The organism is Ruegeria sp. AK11 (assembly GCF_056541095.1).
In genome coordinates this window covers 332,488-356,728 of the sequence record NZ_JBQFXU010000001.1, presented here as the reverse complement: position 1 = coordinate 356,728, position 24,241 = coordinate 332,488, and the positions used below count along the sequence as shown (strand labels likewise).

The following is a 24,241-nucleotide window of genomic DNA, read 5'->3' as shown; positions in this document are numbered from 1 at the left end:
TGCCTAACCCATTGAGTGCGAAACTTCAGGCACGGTGCCCGACTGATTGGCGATTGTTAGCGAAGGGTGATATGTCTGTCTGTCGACAGGGAGACGATTGTTATCGAGGATTCGTCAATGAAGGACAGCAAGCTGACAACATCTGATCGACCCCGCTATCTCGGGGAAACGATTGAGCCAGCGTCAGGCGAATGCTACGACTGGCATTCCCACGATTTTGGTCAACTCATCTCCGCGGCCTCAGGGTCGATGTATGTCGGAACCCCGGACCGGGTCCTGCTGCTCAGCCCGGCTATGGCGATCTGGATTCCCCCGGACAAAGAACATTGGATGCGCTATGGGGCGAACAACGTCATGCACTATGTCGATGTCAATCGCGAAGAGGCAGAGTGGCTTGGGCCAGATTGCCGGGTCGTGGCCATGACACCACTTCTGGATGCATTGTTTGTTGCGGCGATGCCAGAAGCTACAAGTACACGAACAGTTAAGCACAACACAGCGCTGCAGACCTTGCTTCGACACGAGCTACTCGCAGCGAAGGACGTGTCGCTCTCACTTGTTTTGCCGAAAGATGCGCGGCTACTCGGCGTCGCGCGTGATGCCCTCAACGACCCAGGCAGCATTCGCTCAGTCGAAGCTTGGTTGTCAGGCGTCTCCGCGAGCAGAAAGACCGTCGAACGACTGTTCATCGCAGAAACAGGCATGCCACCGTCGAAATGGTTGCGCCATGCACGGGTCTTGCATGCCGTATCACTGCTCGCGGCGGGTAAGAGCGTAACCTCGGTTGCCTTCGATATGGGATACGAATCTATGAGCGCGTTCAGCTATATGTTCCGACAAACTCTAGGCGTTAGTCCGAGGGAGGTTTTAAGGAGCCGGTAGGTTGTACCAAAAGGGTCAGATGTTTTCTGCGGCCCAATCCTGCCGTTCGACCTTAGTCCTGAATTCTGCGGTTGCAGCCCGCTTTCCGGACATTCGCCGCAAGCGCGAATTCCGGGCCTCGTCGAACTCACAGATTGCGGGACCTTACTGCCATTCGTCCCAATGATTTGAATGACCGCTCATGGTTCCAATGTAGTCAGGCATCTTCGGCTGAGCGCGCCGTTAGCCATGTCACGACATTGACGACCGATTCATTGGTTTTGGCGGTTCGTGGCATGAGGACATAGAAATCATTTCCGCTCGCGTCCCAAGCTGCACCAACCTCGATCAAACGTCGGGCTTCAAGGTCATTAGCCACCAGAAACCGGCTTACCAACGCCAAACCTTGCCCGGCGATTGCTGCATCGACCGCAAGGGAGGTTTGGCTCAGACGAAGGTGACGAGGAGACTGGTCCCGTACGCCTAAATGCGCAAGATAGCTGGGCCATAGGTCATGGGTATCATGGACCTTCGGCTGGTTGGCGAGGTTTTCTGGGTCAAGATGAGCCTCACCTTTGGCCGCAAACTTTGGCGCGGCGACAGCGATTAGCGACTGCTTGAACAAGAGCGTTACGTCCAGCGATGCGCCAAATGGCGGCGATCCCTGGCGCACTGCAAGGTCTATCCCGTCGCTGTGGAAGCTGGAAACTCTTTCGGTCGCCATAATCCGCAAATCGATATCCGGGTGCGCTGCGGTGAAGTCCGGTAGGTTGGGGATCAGCCATTTCGCAGCAAAGGTCGGTGTGACACTGATAAGAACTTTATTCGGCTCTGGTTTCAGTTCGGCAGTTGCGGCTCGAAGGTCTACGAACACTCCGGCAATGCGGTTGTGATAGCTGCGCCCGACTGGCGTAAAAGCCAAGCCTTTCGGCACCCTTTCAAACAAGACCACATCAAGATGCGCTTCGAGCTGGCGTACCTGTTGTGCAACGGCCCCTTGCGTAACGCCCAATTCATCGGCGGCTGAGCGGAAGCTGAGGCGGCGACCGGCTGCATCGAACGCACGCAAACTGTTGAGCGGGGGAAGTTCGGTCATTTTTCAATAGTAATTCTACTGTCATGCAACATCAATTCTGAATCGAATTTCACCAAAAAAATAACCATGTATGGTTCAATCAAGAAAGGATACTCGACATGACAGTAGAAAAAGTAGCTTTGATCACGGCTGGCGGCAGCGGCATGGGCGCGGATGCAGCCCGCAAATTGGCAGAAGATGGGTTCAAAGTCGGCATCCTGTCCTCGTCCGGCAAGGGTGAGGCGCTCGGCGGAGAACTCGGCGGCTTTGGCGTGACTGGCTCTAACCTTGATGGAGAAGCGCTGAACGCTCTGGTCGAGGGTGCGAAGGATCGTTGGGGCCGTATCGATGTCTTGGTGAACTCTGCTGGCCACGGACCGAAAGGACCGGTTCTCGAAATCAGCGACGACGATTGGCATCAAGGGATGGAAGTCTACCTGATGAACGTGATCCGTCCGACAAGGCTTGTCACACCCACAATGCAGGCGCAGCGCGGCGGGGCGATCATCAACATCTCAACCTTTGCGGCATTTGAACCTGACCCTCTTTTCCCAACGTCGGGGGTCTTCCGGGCCGGGCTTGCTGCATTCACGAAACTCTATTCGGATAAATATGCGTCCGAGAACATTCGCATGAACAACGTCCTTCCGGGATTCATAGACAGTCTGCCCGAAACCGATGACCGCAAAGCGCGTATTCCCATGGGGCGCTACGGTTTCGCTTCGGAGGTGTCTTCTCTCATTTCGTGGCTCGCCTCGAATCATGGTGGCTACATGACAGGACAAAACTTGCGTCTCGACGGAGGATTGACACGTGCAGTCTGATACCTTGGCGCTCGCGTCATCGCGCGAGCGCCTTGTCTTCGCGGTCAAGTGGGGCGCATCCGCAGTTCAGATCATGGGATACACCGCGACCGGGTTTGGCTGGACACCATGGAACCTCTACCTGTTTCTTGTCGGAGTCGTGGGTTGGTTCGCCGTCGGCGCTCTATGGAATGACAAGGCGCTCATGCTGGTCCACCTTGTCGCGCTAGGCGCAATGATTGCAGGTATGGCAAGCGGCTGACACAAAAGAGCGGTCATTAGTGCGTCTTGCAGCATCGGTCAAAGAGGGCTCGTTCCAGACCTCGAATGCGGCGCAGCATCCTGTGATATGTTGCCTCGGTCAACGTCGGGTTGTCGTTGTGGGAGGGCATGGCGGATCGGAGGATCAGTCATGGAAACACCAAACTTACCTGCCATTCGTGCGCTTCGTCCCGCCTGGAACAAAGGACGTATTGTTGGTCAAAAGCGCCCCCTGAAGCCAAAACACGTCTGGGCGATCCGGGTTAGGCTCGAACTCGCTGAGAACCATCGCGATCTGGCACTGTTCAATATGGCGATCGATAGCAAGCTCCGCGGTTGCGACCTGGTGAAGATGAAAGTCGTTGATGTTATGGCGACAGGTCAGATCAAGGAACGGGCGTCGGTCTTACAGAGCAAAACACAGAAACCTGTGCGATTTGAGATATCCGAAGGGACTCGCGCCTCGGTCGAGAAGTGGATTGAAGACGAGGTGATGATCGGCTCCGAGTACCTTTGGCCGGGCCGCTTCCATGAGCGGCTGCACATCTCGACCCGTCAGTATGCTCGAATCGTCCGCGACTGGGTCACGTCGATTGGTCTGGAGGCAAGCGCCTATGGCACGCATTCGATGCGTAGAACCAAGGTCACTCAGATCTACAAGAAGACCGGAAACCTTCGCGCGGTTCAGCTCCTTCTGGGCCACACGAAGATGGACAGTACGGTCCGATACCTCGGTGTCGAACTCGAGGATGCCTTGGCCATCGCTGAAGCCATTGAAATCTAGTGCAGTTGGGTCGCCTACGCGGGCGGCCCAAACTGGTCATTCATCGCCTCTGGCCACGCTGCGGTGCAGCTTCAACGAACCGGCCATTCGCTTAATCTGCGAGATCGACGAGTTGTCCGACGTCTGCCTTGCGGGCAAAGTGAGCAGCGAAGTGACGCACATGATCCGCAAAGGTCAGCTTACGCCCGGAATCTGTCCGTTTCGCCAAGTTGCGGCATTGGCGGCACAAGCAGAGGGTTCGGTACCAACTCTTCGTTCAGTAAGAAACTTTGCAATAGATCCTAGGACACTGGGTAACGAAGATCGAAGAACACTGCGTGTAGTATCACGTCCCTTGGGAAATGAGCGCCTTTGAATGAAATTGTTACTGTCTGCCTCGATCAAAGTCCGAAACGCCATTAACACCAAGACTTCCTAGCCAAAAGTTCGCGACAAAGCCCTCATCATTTCCGCATTGACAAACCATTGTGAAACAGATGCACTTTGCTCGGGTCCGCATTCAATTTGACAGCTTTCCCACGTCGGTTTCGTTCAACGCCAGGAAACTTGGCGACGATATTCTCAGCCCCCGGCCTGCTGGCAAAATACAGCAAGGTCACTTCACCCAGGGCTTCGACAAAATCGACAGTGCCGTCCAGAAACCCAGCGGCGGCGTCGGCAACGAAATCCTCAGGTCGTACGCCGATATTGACCTGCAAACCCATTTGTTCGGGCGTGGTCGAAATGGATGAAACGGCTTTTCCGCCCGCATCAAGTGTGACCTCTGTCAAATCCCCGGTTTTGGAAATATTGCCAGACAGCAGATTCATAGAGGGCGATCCGATGAACTGCGCCACAAACTCGTTATCCGGCGTTTCGTACAGTTCCAGTGGCGTACCAACCTGCGCGATGCCTTTGTTGGCAAGAACGACGATCCGGCTGGCCAGCGTCATCGCCTCAACCTGATCGTGGGTCACGTAGATCATTGTGCTTTCGGGCATCGCCTCTTTCAGGCGCGCAATCTCGATCCGGGTTGCAACGCGCAACGCAGCATCGAGGTTCGAAAGCGGTTCGTCGAACAAATAGACCTTGGGGTCTCGCACGATGGCGCGCCCGATAGCGACGCGCTGGCGTTGCCCTCCGGACAGAGCCTTGGGCAGACGATCCAAGAGCGGATCCAGTTGAAGGGTCTGGGCCGCGCGTTCAACGGCGGCATCGATCTCGGCAGCAGGCATCTTGGCGATCTTCAGTGCAAATGCCATGTTCTCGCGCACGGTCAAATGTGGGTAGAGCGCATAGGACTGAAACACCATGGCAATGCCCCTTTGGGCGGGCGGCACATCATTCATGACCTGCCCTTCGATCTCCAAGGTGCCGCCGGTGATCTTTTCCAGCCCGGCAATCATTCGCAACAAGGTTGATTTTCCGCAACCCGATGGACCGACAAAGACGATCAACTCGCCCTTTGCGATATCCAGATCGATATGTTTCAGAACATCGACCGGACCATAGGATTTCGCGACATCCGTAAGTTTGAGTTCTGACATGGTTTACCCCTTAACCTTAGCCATCAGACAAAACTGTGCGGGGTGCAGCGTAACGCTTCCTGCACCGTCGCTACCGCCGAGTTCCCGCCCGATGACCCGCCAATCACCCAAGGGCAAGTCGACCCGCTGAGCTTCCGTTCCAAGGTTGAAAGCACAAAACACCGCTTCAGACGCATCCTCACGCTGGAAAGTCAGCACAGGTCCAACCTGTTTCATGTTGGACTGCGCACCCGTAGTTAGTGCTGGGTGGACGCGGCGCAAGGCGATTGCGCGGCGATAATGGTGCAGCATCGATTGGTCGTTCGCCTCGAGCCGGTCAACGGCTCTTTCCGTTTGGGCCATACTAACAGGCAACCACGGCTCACCGGTGCTAAAGCCTGAATGTTCGTCCTGCGTCGCCCAAACCATTGGCGTGCGACATCCGTCGCGACCCTTGAACTCGGGCCAGAACTCGATGCCATAGGGGTCTTGCAGTTTCTCGAACGGAACATCTGCCTCGAGCAAGCCCAGTTCCTCTCCCTGATACAAACAGGCAGAGCCGCGCAGACACATCATCAGAACCGCGTGCTGGCGAATGGCCGCATCGTTTAGGTCCCAGCGCGAGGCATGACGTTCAACATCATGGTTCGAGAACGCCCAGCATGGCCATGCGTCGCCTGCCTTTTCCTCGAGCTGATCAAAGACCTGCTTTGCATAAGGCGCGGTCAACGCACGCTTTTCCAGAAACTCGAAGGCATAGCACATATGCATTCGTTGATCGCCCGAGGTGTACTGACCAATGATTTCCAGCCCGCGCTGTGCATCACCGACTTCACCCAAACAGGCACGGCCTTCATATTCGTCGGTCAGCGCGCGCAACCTTTCGAGGAAGGCGATATTCTCGGGCTGACTTTTGGAATAAAGGTGATCCTGGTGGTTATAGGGGTTCACCGCAGGCGCAATTGATGCATTACGTTCTTCGACCGGAAGGGCCGGATTGTCCCGCAAATGTTTGTCGTGGAAATAAAAGTTGATCGTGTCCAGGCGAAAACCATCCACGCCCATGTCCAGCCAGAACCGAGCCACATCCAGCAGTGCGTTTTGCACTTCGTTACAGTGAAAGTTCAGGTCTGGCTGCGAACTCAGAAAGTTATGCAGAAAATATTGCAGGCGACGAGGCTCCCACTGCCACGCTGAACCGCCAAAGATAGACAACCAGTTATTGGGCGGTGTGCCGTCCGGTTTAGGGTCGGCCCAAACATACCAGTCGGATTTCGGGTTGTCCCAATCGGCGCGGCTCTCACCGAACCAAGGGTGCTGATCAGATGTGTGTGACAGCACCAAATCGATCATCACTTTCAGACCCTTGTCATGGGCCTGATCGAGTAACTCGCGGAAATCTTCCAACGAGCCGAACATAGGATCCACATCGCGATAATCGCTGACGTCGTAGCCGAAATCCTTCATCGGAGATTTGAAGAAGGGCGAGATCCAGATCGCATCGACCCCCAGATCCGCAATGTAATCCAGACGTTGGGTGATCCCTTTCAAGTCACCGATCCCATCACCATTGCTGTCCTGAAAGCTGCGCGGATAGATCTGATAGATCACGCCACCGCGCCACCACTCTGACTTTGCTTTGGTTGATTTGGAAAGTTCTACAGTGTTCTGCACGTTCATCAGACGCCTCTATTTGACGGATCCGGCCAGCAGGCCACGGACCAGGTATTTTTGCATTGCGAAGAAAACAATCAGTGGAACAATGATCGAAACAAACGCAGCGGTGGCGAGGATTTCCCAGTTGCCCCCTCTTGTACCCAGCAGTTCGACAATTCGATTGGTCATGACGGTGGTTTGACCTGATGCATCAATCAGGAAGACTTTGGCCACCAGAAGGTCGTTCCAGGTCCACAGGAACTGCAGGATCGCGAAAGACGCCAGCGCCGGGAAGCTGAGTGGAAGGATCAGTTTCGTAAATATCTGGAACTCAGACGCCCCGTCGACCCGCGCGTTCTCGATCAAATCACGTGGCAGACCGGCCATGTAGCTGCGAAGAAGGTAAATCGCCAGCGGCATTCCAAAGCCAGTGTGGGCCATCCAGACACCCAGATACCCTTTGCCGATCCCAATATTAAGATGGAATTTCAGCAAAGGGATCAGTGCGAGCTGAAGCGGAACAACCAAAAGCCCGACAATAGCTGCGATCAGCAACGCGCGGCCCGGGAACTCCATCCAGGCCAACGCATAAGCGGCGAACGCCGCAACCAGGATAGGGATGATCGTGGCAGGAATGGTCACTGTGAGAGTATTAAAGAACGCCCGACCCATACTGTCGGTGCTGTTCTCGGCCAAGAGAACCTTGTGGTAATTGTCCAACGTGAACTCGGGTGGAAGTTCTGCACTTACGAAAACACGCGGGCCGCGGCTGCCAGTAAACTCCTCTTCATTTTCCGCTTTGTAGTTCCCGTTTGCATCGACCGTGATAGTCCCGCCACGACGCAATTCCGCTGTCTGACCGGGTTCATACGCATCCACCGCGCGGGAGCTGACACCCCACTTTGAGATCGTAGCTTTCTGCCCTTCGTCGAACAGGTTCCCTTCAATCACATACGTCCCGTTTTTCAGAATTTGCGTATTGGGCACGGCCGTGCGTAGCGTCAGGTTTTGTTCGGACGGGAACAGGGATTTCCACCAGCCACTGGTCGCGATCTGGTCAGCCGTGCGAAAGGATGAGATCAACAATCCCAGTGTCGGTATTACCCAAAGCACCACGAGAAAGAGGACCGAGGCCTGGACGATCCATCTAAGGGCGGGTTTGGTTCCTGCAATATCGCTCATCCCCTACTCCATTTCCCGGCGTGCGTTGCGGATGTTCCAGACCAAGATCGGCGTCACCAGCAACATGATCACCATGGCCGATGCCGAACCCACGCCCCAATCATTGGCGCGGAACATCTTGTCGTACATGTAGTTGGCCAGAACCTGTGTCTCCCATTGGCCATTGGTCATCGCGAAAACGATGTCGAAGACCTTCAGGACGAGAATGGTGATGGTTGTCCAAACAACCAGAATTGTGTTCCAGATTTGAGGCACCTTGATTTTGAAGAATATCTGGAAGGGATTGGCCCCATCCAAAACCGCCGCCTCGACGGTTTCTTCGGGGATGCCGCGTAAAGCGGCAGACAGTATCACCATGGCAAAGCCTGTCTGAATCCAGATCAGGATCCCCATGAGGAAGAAATTGTTCCAGAACGGAATGGTTAGCCAGGTTTGCGGCTCGGCCCCGCCAAAGAACAGATAAAGCGCATTCAGAATCCCGATCTGGTCTTGCTCGGCCGGACGCGCATCGTAGATCAGTTTCCAAATGACCGAAGCCCCGACGAAAGAGATTGCCATCGGCATGAAAATCAGGGCTTTTGCGATGTTACCCCAGCGGATCCGATCAGTTAGCTGAGCTGCCAACAGACCAAATGCAGTCGACATTGCAGGGACCACGATCAGCCAGAACATATTGTTGCGCATGGCTTCCCAGAATTTCGGTTCTGCCACCATCTGGATGTAGTTATCGAGACCAACCCACTTATACCCACCGCCGGCCACGCGATCCGTGAGCGACAGGCGCAACGTTTCAACTACCGGATAGGCCAGATACAAGCCAATCGCTACAAGCGCCGGAAGCAAAAACAGCCAAGGCCGGATCATATTCGCGCGGTTGATGTTGCGGCCGGCATTCGGCCCGCGCGCAGGGAACAGAACCTTGTCCAGAAACTGGTTGGACAGAAAGAAATAGCCCACACAACCCGACACGCCTATGGCGATGGTCAGCAGGCCCTGAATTGCCGGATGCATCACGCTCTCCGTTGCGAAGGGGAAAACGGGCGGCCTGTCGCGCAGACCGCCCGGGTTTTAACGCGCTTAGTCCAGCGCATCCCAGGAAGATTGGATCTCGTCAGCAACTTCCTGAGCGGGCTTTCCACCAGCATAGTCAACCATACCGGTCCAAAAAGTACCGGCCCCTACGCCGCCCGGCATCAGGTCCGAGCCGTCAAACCGGAACGTTGTCGCACCCAGAAGAATGTCGTTCATCTTCTTGAGTGTCGGATCCGAGAACACCGACGTATCAACACCTTTATGCGGAGTCAGGAAGCCGGTCAGGGCCATCCATGTCTCGTGTGCTTCGGGGGTCTGCAGATAGGCGATCAGATCATGTGCAGCCGGGCTGTCATTGGTTATCGCCCATAGCGTGCCGGCGCCAAGAACCGGGCTACCCAGATCCTTGCTTTCATATGCGGGGAAGTAGAAGAAATCAGCATCTTCACCGACAACCGTGCCTTCAGGAAAGAATGCCGGGATGAACGACGCCTGACGGTGCATGTAACATTGTGGTGGCGAACTGAACATGCCCTTTGGACTGTCACGGAAATCGGTCGTTGCGACCGTACCTGCCCCGCCCGCAACATAGTCATCATTGCGTGCAAACGCGCCGAACTCTTCGATGGCAGCGACCACTTTCGGGTCATTGAACTTCATTTCATTGGACACCCAGGCGTCATAGTCCTCGGGCGATTGAGTGCGCAGCATCATGTCTTCGACCCAATCGGTCGCTGGCCAACCGGTCGCACCACCTGAACCCAAACCGATGCACCACGGCGTCTCTCCGTCTGCGACGATCTGATCGGTCAAAGCCTTCAGTTCCTCCATCGTGGTCGGAACTTCGTAACCGGCATCCTCGAAATTCTCAGGCACGTACCAAACAAGGGATTTCACATCTACCTTGTAAAAAAGCCCATAAAGGTGATCCTGCCCTTCGGGCCCCGGAAAAGTGCCCAGATCTACCCAAGATTGTCCGGCTGCGTAATTGTCACGAACCCAATCAGCGGTGCCATCGCCCAACGGTGTCAGAAAACCCGACTTGGCCATATCCGCCGCCAGACCAGGCTGCGGGAAAACGGCTATACTCGGCGCCGAGCCTGCCTCTGCATCAATCCTGATCTGCTGCTCGAAACTATCTGAACCAACATACGCGTAGTCGTGGCCTGTCGCGGCTGCAAAGCCATCCAGAACCGCTTCGACGTTTTCCTGGTCCGGGCCCAGCCATGGCCCGAAAACGGTAACCTTATCAGCCTGAGCTGTTCCCGCCATCAGGGCGAATGTGGCCACACCTGCATAAAGCGCGTGTTTCATGAAATCTCCTCCCAGTAATATCTGCGCATTGCAAGATTTTCAAAGCGCTTTGGATGTTGCACTTTATCTGCCGGCAATCAGATTCTGTCAACATATCGTTTTCTACCCCTCAATTATTGCCGATTTTGACCTCATTGCCAAAACGGGTTGACGGAAGCAAAAAACCACAACAAAACAAGTGAGCATCCATTTGAAGGCGCTTTGAACACAATGAACCTGAAGCAGCTCTCTGAGATTCTCGGTCTTTCGCAGACAACGGTCAGTCGCGCGCTGAACGGCTATCCAGAGGTGAACGAGGCGACTCGTGTGCGCGTGCAGGCCGCTGCAGACAAGCATGGCTATCGGCCAAACAGCCGCGCCAAAGGTCTGGCGACTGGCAAGTCCATGGTGATCGGGCACGTCATCCCCAGTTCGTCCCAGCACGAGATGGTGAACCCGATCTTCGGCGACTTTGTCGCCGGCGCTGCGCGGACATACTCTGCGAACGGCTACGACATGATGTTCACCACCGCGGAAGACACTTCGATCGAAGGGGCCTATCGCAGCTTGTTTCAGCGCGGAGCCGTGGATGGCGTCGTTTTGCAAGGCCCCAAGGTCAACGAGCGTCGCATCGATCTGCTAAACCGGATGGCGGTACCATTTATCGTACACGGTCGTTCGACCGGGATAGATGCAGAGTATGACTGGATCGATGTGAACAACAAAAGCTCCTTTCGGCGCGCAACACAGTTCCTGATCGACTTGGGTCACCGCCGGATTGCCCTGATTAACGGGCTTGAGGATATGGATTTCGCACAGCGCCGTCGTGCCGGATACCTACAAGCGCTGGAACAGGCGGACTTGATCCCGGACCCACAATTAATGCGCAGCGCCGAAATGACCGAGGTCTACGGCCATCATGAAACCCGCGATATGCTGCAACTGGACGATCCACCAACCGCCATTCTGGCATCCTCGATGATTTCGGCGATTGGTGTGAGGCGGGCGCTGGACGAGGCAGGGCTGCGAATTGGCCGGGATGTCTCGGTCATCGCGCATGATGATGACCTTTCTTATCTCAAAAACGGACAGGATGTGCCCATCTTTACAGCAACGCGGTCCTCAGTACGGCATGCAGGAGAGCTGGCCGCCGAGATGTTGATTGAGAGGATCAAATCGCCTGACGATCCGGTCAAGACCAGATTGCTTGAGGCGGAACTGGTTGTTGGCAAATCAACCGGCCCAGCACCCAACAGGATCTGACAATGAAACATACGCGCAGCGATTTCCCCAATGACTTCCATTTCGGAGTCGCCACCTCTGCTTACCAGATCGAAGGCCATGCCCAAGGCGGCGCCGGTTCGACACATTGGGATACGTTTGCAGCGACACCCGGAAATGTAGTGCGGGGAGAAAACGGCGATCTGGCCTGTGATCACCTGAACCGGTTTGAACAGGATCTTGATCTTGTGCGCGACGCGGGATTCGATTGCTATCGCTTCTCAACCAGCTGGGCGCGTGTGATGCCCGAGGGGCGCGGACCTGTTAATCAGGCGGGATTGGATTTTTATGATCGCCTGACCGACGCGCTTTTGGAGCGTGGCATCCGTCCGTGCGCGACACTGTATCACTGGGAACTGCCGTCGCCCCTGGCCGACTTGGGCGGTTGGCGCAACCGGGATATTGCCGGTTGGTTTTCCGATTTCTCTGAGGTCATCATGGGACGGATTGGCGACCGCATGTACAGCGTCGCCCCCATCAATGAACCGTGGTGTGTCAGTTGGTTGAGCCATTTCGAAGGGCACCACGCTCCCGGGCTGCGCGATATTCGAGCCACGGCGCGCGCTATGCATCACGTTCTGCTGGCCCATGGTCAGGCCATTCAGACGATGCGTGGGTTGGGCATGTCTAACCTGGGCGGCGTATTCAATCTGGAATGGGCCGAACCCGCCGATGACAGCGCCGAGGCACAACAGGCCGCCGCTCTGTATGACGGAATATACAACCGGTTCTTTCTGGGCGGCGTGTTCAACAAGGCCTATCCCGAGAATGTTCTGGAGGGGCTGGAGCCCCACCTTCCGTCGGGCTGGCAAGATGATTTCGATAGCATCGGAGCACCCGTAGACTGGTGCGGACTGAACTACTACACCCGTAAACTTATCGCGCCCGCAGAAACAGCGTGGCCAAGTCTCGCTGAGGTTCCCGGCCCTCTGCCGAAGACCCAAATGGGTTGGGAAATCGACCCCACCGCGCTGAGCAGGTTCCTGATCCGAGCAGCACGTGAATACACCGGCGACCTGCCGATCTTCGTGACCGAAAACGGTATGGCCAGCCCCGAGCGTCAACAAGACGATGACCGTATCGACTATCTGGATCAACACTTGTCGGCAGTCCAGGTCGCCTTGGGCGAAGGGGTTCCGGTTAAGGGGTACTTTGTCTGGTCCCTATTGGACAATTACGAATGGGCCTTGGGGTATGAAAAACGCTTTGGCCTGGTTGATGTAGATTTCAGTTCAATGAAGCGAACTCCGAAAGCGTCTTACTTCGCATGGAAGGACATGCTTGCTGCACGGATCTGTTGCAGAGTTTCTTACTGAACGAAGAGTTGGTACCGAACCCTCTTCTTATGTCGCCAATTCCGCAAATTGACGAAACGGACAAATTCCCGGCCCAATCCAGCCGTTCAAGAATATCCGACTCTGCACCACAGCATTCCCCGAAGAAGACATTGCCGGACTGCCCCGCACTTTGGGTGTTCTTGGTCGGTCCAGGTTTAATGTTAGAGTATCATCGGCCCTTGTCCCTAAAGCGGACCTGCATCCAAATCCCAATAGGGTGCGTCGTGCCCGATGCGTTCCACGACGAAATCCAAAAACGCGCGAACTTTCGCTGGCATGTGCTTTCGTTCAGGAAAGACGGCGTACAACGCCTGTTCAGGCAGACGATAGTCGGGCAGCACCCTGACCAGACGGCCACTAGACAGGTGGGCTCCGGCGATAAAGGTCGGCAGGCGACCTATGCCAAGCCCGTCAAGCAGCGCGGTGCACAGGGCCTCACTATTGTTTACGCGCAGAACACCGGATGTCTGAACGCGCACGTCGCCCGCGGGACCGGCTAAGCGCCATTCCGAAGCGTCGCGCGAATAGGCGTAGTGAAGGCAGGTGTGTGACAGAAGATCCTCGGGTATCTCTGGCGTTCCGGACTGCGCAAGATAATCCGGCGCAGCGACAATCACGCTGTGGATCGGGGCGAGTTTGCGTGCGATCAGGGCCGAGTTCGGCAACGTTCCGGCGCGTAAAGCCACGTCGATGCCCCCTTCGACGAGATCGACAAATTTGTCATCCATCGTCAGGTCAATTCTGATCCCCGGATATTGCCTGAGGAATGCAGCAATCATAGGCGCAACATGCAGTTGTCCAAAGGACATGGGTGTACTGAGCCTTAGTAATCCAACCGGTTGCCCCTGCAACGCCGCAACTGCGTCTTCGGCGTCCTGCGCTGCGTCAAGCGCCTGCGCCGCGTGGGCCAGATAGATTTCGCCCGCCTCGGTAAGGGAAATGGACCGCGTCGACCGATGAAAGAGCTGCGTTCCCAGATGGGCCTCCAGCACGCCGATCCGCTTGCTGACCGCTGATTTTGTAAGACCCAGATGCCGGGCGGCGGCTGCGAACCCGCCATGGTCCGCCACAGCAACAAAAACGGGGATAGCGCTAATTTCAGTCATGTTTTGCGATCCTTTGGGCGAATTTTTCTCACCTATAAGTTTCAAATTCACACGATTATCATCAAATAGAAAGCCTAATAGGTATCTGCATGTCCTGTTAACGCCGGAGGCTGCCATGCCCATGATGCTTATCAACGGAGTTCTGCGTGACAGACCGCTCGCCTCGGACGGTCGTTTTCACCGCCTGCAAAGCCCATTCACGAGCCACATCAGCGTGCAACCGGGCGCCGCGTTTCCGAACACGCCCTGCCGGTACCACCTTTACCTGTCCAAAGCCTGCCCCTGGTGTCATGGCATCGATCTGATTCTAACTTTGAAAGGCTTACGCAATGCGTTCAGCATCACATGGATGGACCCGGTCATGTCGGAAAACGGCTGGGTCATCGACCAGACGCTGTTCAACGATCAAAGCGGTGTAGAACGCACCCGCTTCCTTTACGAAGTCTATCAGCACGCCAAGCCGGATTACACGGGTCCGATCAGCGTGCCTGTGCTACTGGACAAGGTTACGGGCCGGATCGTCAGCACCGAATCGGCCGAGATTATGCGCATGCTTCAGACGGAATTTCTCGATGCTGCGGGACCCGATCTTCGCCCGTCCCATCTTTGCGACGAAATCGACCGGATCGCCGAACAAATTCAGTCACCGATCCGCGAAGGCGTCTATCGCGCCGGGTTTGCAACCAGCCAGATCGCGTATGGCGAGGCCGTAACGGCGCTCTTTGCCTGCCTCGACGCGATTGAAGAAACGCTTGGCCAACGCCGGTTCCTAGCCGGAGACGTGCTGACAGAGGTTGACCTGAAGCTGTTTCCGACACTTCTGCGGTTTGACCCGGTCTATGTGACCCACTTCAAGACCGACTACAAACGCATCAGCGACTATGTTGCCCTGTCCCGCTATCTGGCCGACATCATGCGGTTGCCGGGCGTGGCTGACACTGTGGACATGGCCCATATCCGTCAGCACTACTTCCTCAGCCATCGGCACATCAACCCCAGCGGAATTATCCCGATCGGCCCGGCTTCTCTGCGCTTAACCGATGTGCCGGAAATGGGGGCCGCGTGATGCCTGATATTGTCAGAAGATCCCCTGTATCCGCGCTGATCTTGGCCATCGGTGTCCTGGTGGGGGTCAGTTTCACTTTGTCCAAATTCGTCTCGATGGCAGGAATATCAGCTCTGACCGCTTTGTTCTGGCAGGTTTTGCTGGCCAGCATCGCGCTGTTGGCGTTGTGTTTGCTGTCGCAGAAGCGCGTGGCGCTCAACGCGCGGCACATTCCCTATTATGTCGGCGCCGGAGTTTTCGGTGTCAGCGGCCCCGCTGTGATCGGGTTTCTGGTGCTGGAGCATGTGAGCCTTGGGTTCTATTCCGCCCTCGTCACGCTGTCACCGCTGTTTACCTTTGCGATAACGGCACTGATCGCGCGCAGGATGCTGCCGTTGCACCGCCTGGTTGGTATTCTGATCGGCCTTGCCGGGGTCAGCCTTGCCACCATGGGTGGGTTTGACCTGTCGGGAGTCGAGCCGGCGTGGATTGCCCTGTCGCTTTTGGGGCCCTTGTTTCTGGCCTGCGGCAACGTCTTTCGCAGCTATGCCTACCCGCCCGGCGGCGATCCGTTGGGGCTGGCGACCGGAACGCTTCTGTCACAGCTGTTGCTGATTTCCGCCCTAATACTGGGACGCGGCACCACAATCAGCGACGTCTCGGTGCCCCCTGCCCTGCTTGGCGCAATCTTCGGCATCGGATCCATCACTGCGCTCAGCTATGCGCTGACCTTCGAAGTACAGCGGCGCACGGATGGCGTTGGGTTCGCCCAGGTCGGCTATTTTGCCACGCTTTCCGGCATCGCAATCGGGGCAATTGTCTTTCGGGAACCTCTTGGCCTTGGGCTGCTGGGGTCCCTCGCAATCCTGTTCCTTGGGCTAGCCGTCACCAACGGTCACCTGAAACTCCCAACGGTCCTGCATCGAGGGTCACAGGCCAACCAGACTTAGACCCACCGATAACTTTCAAACAGAAAAGGAAACCAAAACATGCAAATCACTGCCCCCACCACAGCGGCCCACGCGCCCCGGATCGCGTCCCTTTATACCGCGGTTGACGCGCTCGACGAAGCGGGCGTTGTTGAGCATGTCACCGAAGACGTGCAATTCCAGCTTGGCAATTTTGAACAGATTGACGGGTGCATAGCCGTGCAAGCCGCGAACGCGGATTTCTTTGCCACGATCCAGGGTATGCAACATACCATCACCGGCATCTGGTCCAGCGGCGATACCGCGTTCTGCGACGGCACCGTACACTATACGCGCAAGGATCAAAGCACACACGACGTGCGCTTTGCTGCAAGGTTCAACTTTCGCGAGGATAGGATCGCGGAATACCGAGTGTATGTGGATATCTCGGGTCTTTGACGCCCCTGGTTAGGGCGGCGCGCATTGCCTGCCGCTCTGGCCGACACAGACAGAAACGGCCATAATTGCGATCCAGCTTCGGAAGAGGGTTCGATGACCGATCGCAGCATTCTGGAACAGCTCATGACGATGTCCGACGACGTCTGGGACCGGCACACAAACCCGTGGAGCGGCTGGAGCCGCCTGAGCATCCCTCCCCTGTTCGTTCTTGCCTTTTGGAGCCGGGTTTGGCTGGGCTGGTGGTGCCTTGTTCCAATCGGGATTGTTGTCTTCTGGACATGGTGGAACCCGCGCGCCTTCAGCAAAACGGGCAACGCGGATAACTGGATGTCAAAGGGAGTGCTTGGGGAACGGATTTGGCTTGCGCGGGCGAAATCGCCAATCCCTGCAAGGCATCGCTGGGTGCCTCTTATTCTGGCCGCTGGTAGTGCGGTTGGTATCGGCCCCTTGGTCTGGGGTCTTTGGCAACTGCAAATCTGGCCAACGCTCTTGGGGCTGCTGCTGACTATGGGTAGCAAACTGTGGTTTCTGGACCGCATGGTCTGGCTGTTTGAAGACACCCGAGCGGCGAGCACCGGGCAAGGAAAATAGCGGCGCTGTGAAATCAGAATGCAGGAGCATCAGATGCCCCTGCCATTCCGGGTCCGCCGGGACACTCTTAAGTTTCTGAGCGCCCATGCGCCAAGGACCGCTGCGACAGGCCCAAAGACATCAGGGACACACCGGCGAATATCAGGTTCAAGCCAGCAAGAACCCCCAGCAGAACAAGGGACGAGCCATTGACGAAACCGGTCAGGATCAGGCCGCCAAGCAGAATGGCCATCGCGCCAGACGCAATCATAAGCGCCATAGATCGCTCCTGACGAGACCGAATGGCAATTACGATCCGCAACACGCCTTCGGCCAGAAAGACCGCGCCAAGCGCAATGGTCAGTGCCAGAACGCCGCCGAACGGATCAAGCAACAGAATAAGCCCCGCAAGCGCGTTCAGTACACCGATGGCCAACAGCCAGAAGAACCCTTTCCAGGCCTTTTCCGCAAATGCCTGAATCGCTGTGACGATGCCTCCGCCCAGCAGGACCACGCCGACAAAGGCTTCGACGGCCAGCGTGGACATCAGCGGGAAGGCTACGGCGCACAGCCCTACACAGAGCATGGCGACGCCGAGCACAATCAGCCAGACCGGTCGAGGCTGCCAACCGGCGGCCTCTTCCATGAGCGCGGGTTTCGGCACGGTTTCATTAACTGAATCAGTCATGTCGACCTCCAGGATTAGGGTCAGGCGACCGACTTGTCGAGATGATCGCGATAGGCGGCAACGGCGGCGTGCAAGGCTTCCCAATGGTTCTTCGCCTGATCATGCGCGTCCGTCACAGCGTCTTCGCCTTCTTTCTGGATGCGATCGGCAAGGTCAGTGACCTTGTCTTTTGCTTCCTGCAGATCGGATTGCAGCTTTGTCACCTGCTCCTGGGTCCACTTGTCGGTCGCGTCGCCCGCGTCCTTGACCTTCTGTTCGAACGATTTCAGCTCGTCCTCGACACGGGTATAGTCGTCTTTGGCTTTCTGTACGAATTCGGAAAATGTTGTCATGGTTCAGTCCTTTCATGGGTCATATGTTTGCTGGGCTCTTTTGAGCGCCATGGCCCAGACCCTCGCAGATCCACGGCCCGCATCCGAGTGAGTCACGGTTAAACCGTCGCGCTGTCTTGTGGCGCTGCTCGTCATCGGACAAAGTTGAGCGACGGAGGGAAACATGCTTGCCGAAGTAAGCTCTGCCATCGATCCAAGCGCTATTCAGGAACAGTTGAAGCGCGTCCTCGTCAGTCCGCATTTCGCGGATACCACGCGCCTGAACCGCTTTCTGTCGCATATTGTCGGCGAAGCGCTAGCGGGTCGGTCCGAGACGCTGAAAGGCTATGCAATCGGCATTGACGTTTTCGACAAGCCCGAGGATTTCGACCCCACCATCGACACGATCGTTCGGGTTCAGGCCAATAAAATGCGCAGCCGGCTGGATCTCTATTACGCTCAGGAAGGGCGCGAGGACCCGGTTCGAATACATATTCCCAAGGGGTCCTACGCCCCGGTTTTTGAGATCGCGTTTGACCCCGAACGCCGGACCGATGCCGAAACGCCCCCGGCGGCAACCGGACGGGTCGCGGTGGCCGTGATGCCCTTTGACAACTTGAGCGGAGACCCGTCGCAGGAATATCTGGCCGATGGGTTTACCGAGGAAATCATCTCGGCCATCGCCCGGTTTCGCGAGGTGAGCGTGCTGTCCCGGCACGTCACCTTTCGCTTTCGCGGCCGCGGCCGCGATCCGCGCGCGGTCGGAAGCGAACTCGACGTCCAATATCTGGTCGAAGGCAGCGTGCGACATTGGGACAACAAGCTGCGCGTCACCGCCCAGCTTATTGACGCGGAAACCGGCCAACAGGTTTCCGCGGACACTTATGACCGCGACCTGAGCGCGGACAGCCTATTTGAAATTCAGGACGATATCGCCGCCCGGATCGCCACGGAAATCGCGGAACCCCACGGAGTGATCCATCGAACAGGTGCAGTGCAGCGCAGGGCACAGACGCACACGCTGGATGCCTATCAGTGCAGGTTGCTGGCCACCGAATACTGGCGTGAACCCACGGTTAAAAAACACAAGAAGGTCCGCGACCTGCTGGAGCGCGCCGTTGAGATTGATCCCGAATATGCCGGCGCCTGGGGGATGCTCGCGATTGTCTACGGCGACGAACTGCGCGGCGGGTTCAATTTTCGCAAGTCCCCCCCGCCCTTTGATCGCGCGCTGGAGGCCGCACAGCGGTCGGTCGCTCTGGATCCGCTGAACGCAACCGGCCAGCACGCGTTGTTTTTGACCCATTTTCATCGTGGAGAGTTCGAAAGCTTTGAAGAAGCGGCCGCTAAAGCATTGCGGGCCAATCCGAATTATCCAGACATGTTGGCCGATCTGGCGGCCTGCTTTGCGTTGCGCGGCGATCTTGAACAGGCCGCGAGACTGAGCGCCCGCGCGATCGAGCTGAGCCCCAACCCGCCCGGCTGGTACCACGCAAGCACGTTCCTGATCTGTTTCATGAAAGATGATTACAGCGGCGCGCGTTCAGCGGCGCGCAAAGTCGGTGGTGGCATGTGGAATGGTTCTGAAGTGCTTGAGCTTATGTGCATCCCTTACACGGAACCGGACGCCGACCTGGATTCAACCCTGTTGGCCCTGAAGACCAACATTCCCGATGTTGACCGTTTTATCCAGACGCTCTACGCGATCTGGCATGTGCCATCTGACATCTCACAGAAAATGACTGAGGCGCTGCGCGCAACCGGGGCGCTGGACTGAGGTCCGGCCGTCAGGAATTTAACGGTGACTCACTCTGCCCGTTCGACCACTGTGCGTAGGCTGGTCCTGACATCGCAAACAGACCCGGAACCAACCAATGCTAACTCTGCCTCAGCGCCTTGATCTTATGAAACTCGCAACGGACATCGCAAAAACCAAGGCCAGCTGGTCCGAAGAAAAGCCGACCAAACTGGAAGAGGAAATCCTATCCATTTATGAGAGGCTCAGGCCAGGTGTTGAAAGCGGCAGCGCCTTTGAGAACACCAGCATGTCCGATGTAAAAACCGCGGTTGATGTCGCCTCGACCATCGACGAATTTCTCGATTAGCCGGCCCTACTTCACAAACCCAATCCACGCCGACTCTCATCAGGATGTTGTATGTGTGCAATTCCAACAACTATCAAGTGCGATCGCCTCAACCCGAACCTTAAGCATAGTTCTCTTACACGACGGTAGCGGCACGCTTTCCTGTATTCGCTGCGATTGCGAAAGCTAGCACCAAGATCGGATTTGAGATTTTTGACCCACTTGAGGATGCCGTTATAGACAATAGACTGCGAACCTTGCGACCGAGCATCAATTCTGGACGACACAGCACAATGCCCCAGTTGCATCGCATACCAGACCCTTCTCAAAAGTATTTTTATTTTTCTGATGACGAGCAAGCACGGAACCTGAGCCTGAGTTGATCTTGCTGAGCGCGTTTTCGAGAAATTGGACGCGAACACCCGGCGCCCACGCAACGTTGTTGTTGGGAACTGCAGGTTCCGCTGCACATATCGCCAACACGTCCTTATTCAAACTAATCAGTCTCTGTGACGAAGGTACGTTTCTAGCAGGTGAGAGATTCCATCCGAACATTTGGTGGTAGAAGTTGTCCGGGAATGCGCCGCCGCGAGATAGGTAGTGTTCGTGCGTAAACTGACGAGCGGGGACAGGATAGTCGTGACGCGAAACAGATATACCGAAGAACGCGCCAAGCGGATCACGCAAGAGGCAGTTCTGACCAACCCCTGGAACTTCAAAGGGCGGTTTCACTACCGATCCTTTGAGATGGGCGGCGAGCTTGGCAGCCTGATCTACGTCTTCGACCTCAATATAAGGAATCCAGCCTTCAAAGGACACCTGATTTTGAGAAACGACCCCGGCCCCTGCCTCTCCATCGAGAGTGGCGAGGACAAAATCTCGATGGCCGCCGCCCCATGCGAAATCTGTGGCGTGTTCGACAATATAGCTCCAACCTGCCACGCTTTCGTAAAATGACCTGGAAGCTTCCACATCAGGCGTGAAAAGATCGTGCCAGACAACTCGGCCAACTTTTTCTTTTGTCACCGCGACTTCATCCAAACTGTTTCCGTTCGCCATAACTCTCGTTTGCGGTCCAAATATTGATGCAGATCAATTTGCGCGGTTCTGGTCCGTGAAGTCACTCAATTCAGTGGCTCCGTTGGCGGTCAGCCATTCTGCAAATTTACCCATAGCATCCGTTGCGGGGCGATCCGAAGGCTAGGCGAAGCAGTATTTACCAGCGTTAACGGCTTCACTGAAGGGTTGTATCAGGCGGCCGTGTTCGGTGTAGCGTTCGAACAAGGGCACAGATAACAAGGCCGCCCCAGTATCAAAGGTGGCTAACTCGGCAAGGGTCACTGATCTGTCCAGAATTGGTCGCTTTACACGCGGGCAAATCGTTCCAACTGCTTCGAACCAACCTGGCCATCCGGCACCACGAATTACGACGGTACCGCGTCGGCTGCATATTGAGACAGGAATTCCTCTGAGGGTGGGATCTGAGTGATAACATCAATCAGTACCCCGTTTGGATCGCGATATATCGCATGGCGTTGGCCAAACGGCTCGCTCACAAGTGACTTTGCCACCGGAACTCCTTCCGACCGAAGTCGTTCATCCACTTTGTCGACATCCTCGACTTCAAAATTAAGGATCATGCCCGTAGACGCACCGCGGGAAATCTCCGGGATCGTCTCGTGGTCCGACTGGACGATCGCGAGGTTGACCGACGAATCCACTTCACTTTGTAGATGCACATACCAATCCGCCTCGAATGCCGAGCGGAAGCCAAAGTGACGTTTGTAGAACTCTGCCGTCTCAGAAACCGTTTCAGACTGAATGACCGGATAATATTGAGTGACACGCATTTTTGATCTCCCTAACTTACATGCACTTTGTATGTATCATAGATTTGCAAATACATGCAAGATGTATGTAAGGTGCTTGTAGTGATATTCGGAGCCGCTAGATTTGCCCACAGAAAAACCCGCCCGACGCAGCCAGGCAGACCGACGCGCCGAAACGCGTGCCAAACTCGTAGAAGCTGCCCGAGAACTGTTTGTGAATTCGGGATTTGCCGATACTGCAACCCCAGACATCGTGCGTAGGGCCAGCGTAACCCGCGGCGCGCTGTATCATCATTTCAAGGACAAGGCTGACCTTTTCCGCGCCGTCGCAGAAGAGGAGGCCAAAGCAATCTCACACCATATTGACCAGGAAACGCGCAATGTGGCCGATCCCGAACAGGCCATGGTGACAGGATCGAATGCCTTTTTTGATGCGATGTTGGTTCCAGGTCGGGTGCGCCTCCTGATGGAAGAGGCCCCAGCGGTATTAGGGCACAGCACCGCTGTCGCGTTGACCCGGGCCAATGGAACAGAGGAACTTCGTGAAGGGCTTTCGCGGGCTCTTCCTAAGCATTCACCAAAACAGATCGATGCTTTGACTAATTTGTTGTCGGCCGCGTTTGATCGCGCCGCTCTTGAGATCGCCTATGGGGGCGATCCGGAGGTCTACAAGGAGGTTATGAACCATTTGATTGGTGAAGTACTCAAGGGCAACTAGCAGACCTCGGAAGCCCCGCAGTATGGGTCCCTACCCTTTCTTCCGTGAGTTACTCGGCCCAAACAGGTCATTCACCGGCCGGTCACATGCTGTGGTCGCAGCCCGCATTGCGGACATTGGCGCTCGCGCGAAATTCTCAGAGCTTTTTGATGACCAAATCGCGCACCAAGCAGTCATCCGAACTAAGTAATTCCACTTTCATCCAGCACGAATTCAACCCGTTCGTTCACGGATACCTTTGGTAAAACTAAAACCTCGTAACCAAGGTCATTCAAAGCACATTCTATGCGATGATACTCTTCTACCGCAGCTTGAAAATCATGTTTGCGTTCAGCGTCACTTTCGAAAATCTCTTTCCAAGGTGGAAACAAGAATACAGGCTCGGAGTAAACACGGGCTTTTCCAATCGTTTCACCTAGCGATGGTCCGCGCGAGTATTCTAATGCAACCGCCGCATCAATGAGCCCCCTGTCAAAAAACACTGAACCTTGATGTTGTCGAGCCGCTTCTAAGTCAGATCGAGCGATTTCGACGGCGCGCATGGCGAAGGCTTTCATGTTTCTCCAAGGCAGGGCTTTGCCGTCACCAGCAATTTCTTCCTCTACGATACGCCGACCCGGTTCCGATACGGTCGCGAAACCACGCTCACTCAAGGCATCGAGAAGCGTGGATTTTCCACCACCTGAACAACCCGTCAGCAAGATGAACCCATTTCTCAAGGATCAAACCTCGTCATCTATTCAATTCATGATCACGTTTGAAAACGCAGTGATATTTCAGGCTATGATAAGGCTTTAGTCCCACCTACGACAGTGCGGCCCGATAAAGCTGTGAACTCATTTCCCTTAAATCCAAAGCTGTAGGATCGAAACCAATAGGAGTGTCGCCATTGCTCCATTGAAGATGTGCCAATGACGGTCAGTACGCAATAAATCTGCGATGAACCCTCCTGCCAAAACCCAAAGCGACAGGGAAACACAAGCGCACGCCAGAAACACAGCGGCAAGAATGCTGCCAAGCAAAAAGGGATCTGAGACCAAGTTGGAGAAAGATGAAGCGACTCCCACCGCCATCGCCCAAGCCTTTGGATTGACAAGCAACAGCGCCGCCCCGACGAGGAAACTCATGGGTTGTGCCTCGCTTAAGCGCGTGGCCGAAGGTGATCCGGCCAACCCAATTTTCAGTGCCAGCCAAACAAGGTACGCTGACCCGATTGCTTTGATAGCAGAACTCAGAAAAGGCGTAGATTGCAGCGTGGCCGCAAGACCGGTTCCGGACACGGCCACCAGCAGCGCGAGTGCAATGGCGATCCCCAAAATCAAAGGCAGGCTTTGCCGATAGCCAAACCGCGCGCCAGACGCTGTTGCAAGCGCTGTTGCCCCGCCGGGAGAGCCGGTGGCAATTAGCGCAAAGAGTATAAGAGCCCAAATCTGATCCGGCATGTGTCATCCAG

At 55.8% G+C, this 24,241-nt stretch carries 26 protein-coding genes; 13 read left to right on the top strand and 13 right to left on the bottom strand.

The genetic code is table 11. The annotated features are described in order from the left end of the window. The first annotated feature begins 117 nt into the window (after positions 1-117). The gene (locus ACR0D9_RS01825; protein ID WP_480473210.1) at positions 118-882 is read left to right on the top strand and encodes an AraC family transcriptional regulator; all 765 of its coding nucleotides are present in this window, start codon (positions 118-120) and stop codon (positions 880-882) included. A gap of 196 nt (positions 883-1,078) precedes the next feature. Here the strand turns inward: ACR0D9_RS01825 and ACR0D9_RS01820 are convergent, their stop codons facing one another. Beyond that, the gene (locus tag ACR0D9_RS01820; protein ID WP_480537492.1) at positions 1,079-1,957 is read right to left on the bottom strand and encodes a LysR substrate-binding domain-containing protein; all 879 of its coding nucleotides are present in this window, start codon (positions 1,955-1,957) and stop codon (positions 1,079-1,081) included. Between the two features lie 98 nt (positions 1,958-2,055). Between ACR0D9_RS01820 and ACR0D9_RS01815 the strand changes: the two genes are divergently transcribed. The 3 genes from ACR0D9_RS01815 to ACR0D9_RS01805 all read left to right on the top strand — a co-directional run bounded on the left by ACR0D9_RS01815 (position 2,056) and on the right by ACR0D9_RS01805 (position 3,784). Further along, complete coding sequence (locus ACR0D9_RS01815; RefSeq protein ID WP_480537491.1) at positions 2,056-2,760, top strand: SDR family oxidoreductase; 705 nt, start codon at positions 2,056-2,058, stop codon at positions 2,758-2,760. Further along, entirely contained in the window at positions 2,750-3,001 is a 252-nt protein-coding gene (locus ACR0D9_RS01810; protein ID WP_480508603.1) for a DUF6552 family protein, read from the top strand. The genes ACR0D9_RS01815 and ACR0D9_RS01810 overlap by 11 nt, the downstream gene beginning before the upstream one ends. A 150-nt stretch (positions 3,002-3,151) precedes the next feature. Further along, positions 3,152-3,784 (top strand): tyrosine-type recombinase/integrase, encoded by a 633-nt coding sequence (locus tag ACR0D9_RS01805; protein ID WP_480537490.1) that lies wholly within the window; start codon positions 3,152-3,154, stop codon positions 3,782-3,784. Between the two features lie 443 nt (positions 3,785-4,227). Here ACR0D9_RS01805 and ACR0D9_RS01800 read toward each other — a convergent pair whose 3' ends face one another. From ACR0D9_RS01800 to ACR0D9_RS01780, 5 genes are all read right to left on the bottom strand, one after another. After that, positions 4,228-5,310 carry an ABC transporter ATP-binding protein gene (locus tag ACR0D9_RS01800; RefSeq protein ID WP_480509102.1) on the bottom strand — a complete coding sequence of 361 codons (1,083 nt, stop codon included), beginning with the start codon at positions 5,308-5,310 and terminating at the stop codon, positions 4,228-4,230. Between the two features lie 3 nt (positions 5,311-5,313). Beyond that, complete coding sequence (locus ACR0D9_RS01795) at positions 5,314-6,969, bottom strand: alpha-amylase family glycosyl hydrolase (RefSeq protein ID WP_480495820.1); 1,656 nt, start codon at positions 6,967-6,969, stop codon at positions 5,314-5,316. A gap of 9 nt (positions 6,970-6,978) precedes the next feature. Beyond that, entirely contained in the window at positions 6,979-8,127 is a 1,149-nt protein-coding gene (locus tag ACR0D9_RS01790; protein ID WP_480489052.1) for a carbohydrate ABC transporter permease, read from the bottom strand. Between the two features lie 3 nt (positions 8,128-8,130). After that, positions 8,131-9,138, bottom strand: coding sequence for a carbohydrate ABC transporter permease (locus tag ACR0D9_RS01785; protein ID WP_480509106.1), 1,008 nt, complete (start codon positions 9,136-9,138; stop codon positions 8,131-8,133). Positions 9,139-9,204: 66 nt separating this feature from the next. After that, entirely contained in the window at positions 9,205-10,473 is a 1,269-nt protein-coding gene (locus tag ACR0D9_RS01780) for an ABC transporter substrate-binding protein (RefSeq protein ID WP_480537489.1), read from the bottom strand. A 210-nt stretch (positions 10,474-10,683) separates the two neighbouring features. Between ACR0D9_RS01780 and ACR0D9_RS01775 the strand changes: the two genes are divergently transcribed. Together ACR0D9_RS01775 and ACR0D9_RS01770 are read left to right on the top strand one after the other, a co-directional pair. Then, on the top strand, positions 10,684-11,715 hold the full coding sequence (locus tag ACR0D9_RS01775; RefSeq protein ID WP_480537488.1) for a LacI family DNA-binding transcriptional regulator: 1,032 nt from the start codon (positions 10,684-10,686) through the stop codon (positions 11,713-11,715). 2 nt (positions 11,716-11,717) lie between these two features. After that, positions 11,718-13,049: a GH1 family beta-glucosidase gene (locus ACR0D9_RS01770; RefSeq protein WP_480537487.1), complete on the top strand. Its 1,332-nt coding sequence runs from the start codon at positions 11,718-11,720 to the stop codon at positions 13,047-13,049. Between the two features lie 206 nt (positions 13,050-13,255). On the opposite strand, the gene ACR0D9_RS01765 is transcribed toward ACR0D9_RS01770, so the two are convergent. After that, on the bottom strand, positions 13,256-14,176 hold the full coding sequence (locus tag ACR0D9_RS01765) for a LysR family transcriptional regulator (RefSeq protein WP_480489043.1): 921 nt from the start codon (positions 14,174-14,176) through the stop codon (positions 13,256-13,258). A 115-nt stretch (positions 14,177-14,291) separates the two neighbouring features. On the opposite strand from ACR0D9_RS01765, the gene ACR0D9_RS01760 reads away from it, so the two are divergent. The 4 genes from ACR0D9_RS01760 (at position 14,292) to ACR0D9_RS01745 (ending at position 17,179) form a co-directional block, all read left to right on the top strand. After that, complete coding sequence (locus ACR0D9_RS01760) at positions 14,292-15,242, top strand: glutathione S-transferase family protein (protein ID WP_480537486.1); 951 nt, start codon at positions 14,292-14,294, stop codon at positions 15,240-15,242. After that, positions 15,242-16,171: a DMT family transporter gene (locus tag ACR0D9_RS01755; protein ID WP_480506372.1), complete on the top strand. Its 930-nt coding sequence runs from the start codon at positions 15,242-15,244 to the stop codon at positions 16,169-16,171. The genes ACR0D9_RS01760 and ACR0D9_RS01755 overlap by 1 nt, the downstream gene beginning before the upstream one ends. A 39-nt stretch (positions 16,172-16,210) precedes the next feature. Next, the gene (locus ACR0D9_RS01750; RefSeq protein ID WP_480506371.1) at positions 16,211-16,588 is read left to right on the top strand and encodes a nuclear transport factor 2 family protein; all 378 of its coding nucleotides are present in this window, start codon (positions 16,211-16,213) and stop codon (positions 16,586-16,588) included. Between the two features lie 93 nt (positions 16,589-16,681). Continuing rightward, positions 16,682-17,179, top strand: a complete 498-nt coding sequence (locus tag ACR0D9_RS01745) for a DUF6653 family protein (RefSeq protein WP_480537485.1) — start codon at positions 16,682-16,684, stop codon at positions 17,177-17,179. Positions 17,180-17,246: 67 nt separating this feature from the next. Here ACR0D9_RS01745 and ACR0D9_RS01740 read toward each other — a convergent pair whose 3' ends face one another. Together ACR0D9_RS01740 and ACR0D9_RS01735 are read right to left on the bottom strand one after the other, a co-directional pair. Next, positions 17,247-17,846, bottom strand: coding sequence for an HdeD family acid-resistance protein (locus tag ACR0D9_RS01740; protein ID WP_480506369.1), 600 nt, complete (start codon positions 17,844-17,846; stop codon positions 17,247-17,249). A 20-nt stretch (positions 17,847-17,866) separates the two neighbouring features. Further along, positions 17,867-18,178, bottom strand: a complete 312-nt coding sequence (locus ACR0D9_RS01735) for a hypothetical protein (RefSeq protein WP_170451072.1) — start codon at positions 18,176-18,178, stop codon at positions 17,867-17,869. Between the two features lie 163 nt (positions 18,179-18,341). Here ACR0D9_RS01735 and ACR0D9_RS01730 point away from each other — a divergent pair, with 163 nt between their 5' ends. Together ACR0D9_RS01730 and ACR0D9_RS01725 are read left to right on the top strand one after the other, a co-directional pair. Beyond that, positions 18,342-19,934 carry a tetratricopeptide repeat protein gene (locus tag ACR0D9_RS01730; RefSeq protein WP_170683955.1) on the top strand — a complete coding sequence of 531 codons (1,593 nt, stop codon included), beginning with the start codon at positions 18,342-18,344 and terminating at the stop codon, positions 19,932-19,934. A gap of 97 nt (positions 19,935-20,031) precedes the next feature. Then, complete coding sequence (locus ACR0D9_RS01725) at positions 20,032-20,262, top strand: hypothetical protein (protein WP_480489035.1); 231 nt, start codon at positions 20,032-20,034, stop codon at positions 20,260-20,262. A gap of 249 nt (positions 20,263-20,511) precedes the next feature. Here the strand turns inward: ACR0D9_RS01725 and ACR0D9_RS01720 are convergent, their stop codons facing one another. Both ACR0D9_RS01720 and ACR0D9_RS01715 read right to left on the bottom strand, forming a co-directional pair. Beyond that, the gene (locus ACR0D9_RS01720; protein WP_480537484.1) at positions 20,512-21,282 is read right to left on the bottom strand and encodes a VOC family protein; all 771 of its coding nucleotides are present in this window, start codon (positions 21,280-21,282) and stop codon (positions 20,512-20,514) included. Between the two features lie 383 nt (positions 21,283-21,665). Then, the gene (locus ACR0D9_RS01715) at positions 21,666-22,091 is read right to left on the bottom strand and encodes a VOC family protein (protein WP_170565567.1); all 426 of its coding nucleotides are present in this window, start codon (positions 22,089-22,091) and stop codon (positions 21,666-21,668) included. A 103-nt stretch (positions 22,092-22,194) separates the two neighbouring features. On the opposite strand from ACR0D9_RS01715, the gene ACR0D9_RS01710 reads away from it, so the two are divergent. Next, entirely contained in the window at positions 22,195-22,788 is a 594-nt protein-coding gene (locus ACR0D9_RS01710; protein WP_170733120.1) for a TetR/AcrR family transcriptional regulator, read from the top strand. 182 nt (positions 22,789-22,970) lie between these two features. Here ACR0D9_RS01710 and ACR0D9_RS01705 read toward each other — a convergent pair whose 3' ends face one another. Together ACR0D9_RS01705 and ACR0D9_RS01700 are read right to left on the bottom strand one after the other, a co-directional pair. Then, positions 22,971-23,507, bottom strand: a complete 537-nt coding sequence (locus tag ACR0D9_RS01705) for an AAA family ATPase (RefSeq protein ID WP_480506368.1) — start codon at positions 23,505-23,507, stop codon at positions 22,971-22,973. Between the two features lie 126 nt (positions 23,508-23,633). Further along, complete coding sequence (locus ACR0D9_RS01700) at positions 23,634-24,230, bottom strand: LysE family translocator (protein WP_480506367.1); 597 nt, start codon at positions 24,228-24,230, stop codon at positions 23,634-23,636. Positions 24,231-24,241: the final 11 nt, after the last annotated feature.

Excerpts from the sequence above, each read along its gene's own strand:
- ACR0D9_RS01760 (WP_480537486.1), top strand. The coding sequence starts at position 14,292 with ATGCCCATGATGCTTATCAACGGAGTTCTGCGTGACAGACCGCTCGCC.
- ACR0D9_RS01785 (WP_480509106.1), bottom strand. The coding sequence starts at position 9,138 with ATGCATCCGGCAATTCAGGGCCTGCTGACCATCGCCATAGGCGTGTCG.
- ACR0D9_RS01815 (WP_480537491.1), top strand. The coding sequence starts at position 2,056 with ATGACAGTAGAAAAAGTAGCTTTGATCACGGCTGGCGGCAGCGGCATG.
- ACR0D9_RS01740 (WP_480506369.1), bottom strand. The coding sequence starts at position 17,846 with ATGACTGATTCAGTTAATGAAACCGTGCCGAAACCCGCGCTCATGGAA.
- ACR0D9_RS01820 (WP_480537492.1), bottom strand. The coding sequence starts at position 1,957 with ATGACCGAACTTCCCCCGCTCAACAGTTTGCGTGCGTTCGATGCAGCC.
- ACR0D9_RS01750 (WP_480506371.1), top strand. The coding sequence starts at position 16,211 with ATGCAAATCACTGCCCCCACCACAGCGGCCCACGCGCCCCGGATCGCG.
- ACR0D9_RS01795 (WP_480495820.1), bottom strand. The coding sequence starts at position 6,969 with ATGAACGTGCAGAACACTGTAGAACTTTCCAAATCAACCAAAGCAAAG.
- ACR0D9_RS01800 (WP_480509102.1), bottom strand. The coding sequence starts at position 5,310 with ATGTCAGAACTCAAACTTACGGATGTCGCGAAATCCTATGGTCCGGTC.
- ACR0D9_RS01700 (WP_480506367.1), bottom strand. The coding sequence starts at position 24,230 with ATGCCGGATCAGATTTGGGCTCTTATACTCTTTGCGCTAATTGCCACC.
- ACR0D9_RS01730 (WP_170683955.1), top strand. The coding sequence starts at position 18,342 with ATGCTTGCCGAAGTAAGCTCTGCCATCGATCCAAGCGCTATTCAGGAA.
- ACR0D9_RS01725 (WP_480489035.1), top strand. The coding sequence starts at position 20,032 with ATGCTAACTCTGCCTCAGCGCCTTGATCTTATGAAACTCGCAACGGAC.
- ACR0D9_RS01755 (WP_480506372.1), top strand. The coding sequence starts at position 15,242 with ATGCCTGATATTGTCAGAAGATCCCCTGTATCCGCGCTGATCTTGGCC.
- ACR0D9_RS01715 (WP_170565567.1), bottom strand. The coding sequence starts at position 22,091 with ATGCGTGTCACTCAATATTATCCGGTCATTCAGTCTGAAACGGTTTCT.
- ACR0D9_RS01745 (WP_480537485.1), top strand. The coding sequence starts at position 16,682 with ATGACCGATCGCAGCATTCTGGAACAGCTCATGACGATGTCCGACGAC.
- ACR0D9_RS01780 (WP_480537489.1), bottom strand. The coding sequence starts at position 10,473 with ATGAAACACGCGCTTTATGCAGGTGTGGCCACATTCGCCCTGATGGCG.
- ACR0D9_RS01775 (WP_480537488.1), top strand. The coding sequence starts at position 10,684 with ATGAACCTGAAGCAGCTCTCTGAGATTCTCGGTCTTTCGCAGACAACG.
- ACR0D9_RS01805 (WP_480537490.1), top strand. The coding sequence starts at position 3,152 with ATGGAAACACCAAACTTACCTGCCATTCGTGCGCTTCGTCCCGCCTGG.
- ACR0D9_RS01770 (WP_480537487.1), top strand. The coding sequence starts at position 11,718 with ATGAAACATACGCGCAGCGATTTCCCCAATGACTTCCATTTCGGAGTC.
- ACR0D9_RS01790 (WP_480489052.1), bottom strand. The coding sequence starts at position 8,127 with ATGAGCGATATTGCAGGAACCAAACCCGCCCTTAGATGGATCGTCCAG.
- ACR0D9_RS01825 (WP_480473210.1), top strand. The coding sequence starts at position 118 with ATGAAGGACAGCAAGCTGACAACATCTGATCGACCCCGCTATCTCGGG.
- ACR0D9_RS01735 (WP_170451072.1), bottom strand. The coding sequence starts at position 18,178 with ATGACAACATTTTCCGAATTCGTACAGAAAGCCAAAGACGACTATACC.
- ACR0D9_RS01765 (WP_480489043.1), bottom strand. The coding sequence starts at position 14,176 with ATGACTGAAATTAGCGCTATCCCCGTTTTTGTTGCTGTGGCGGACCAT.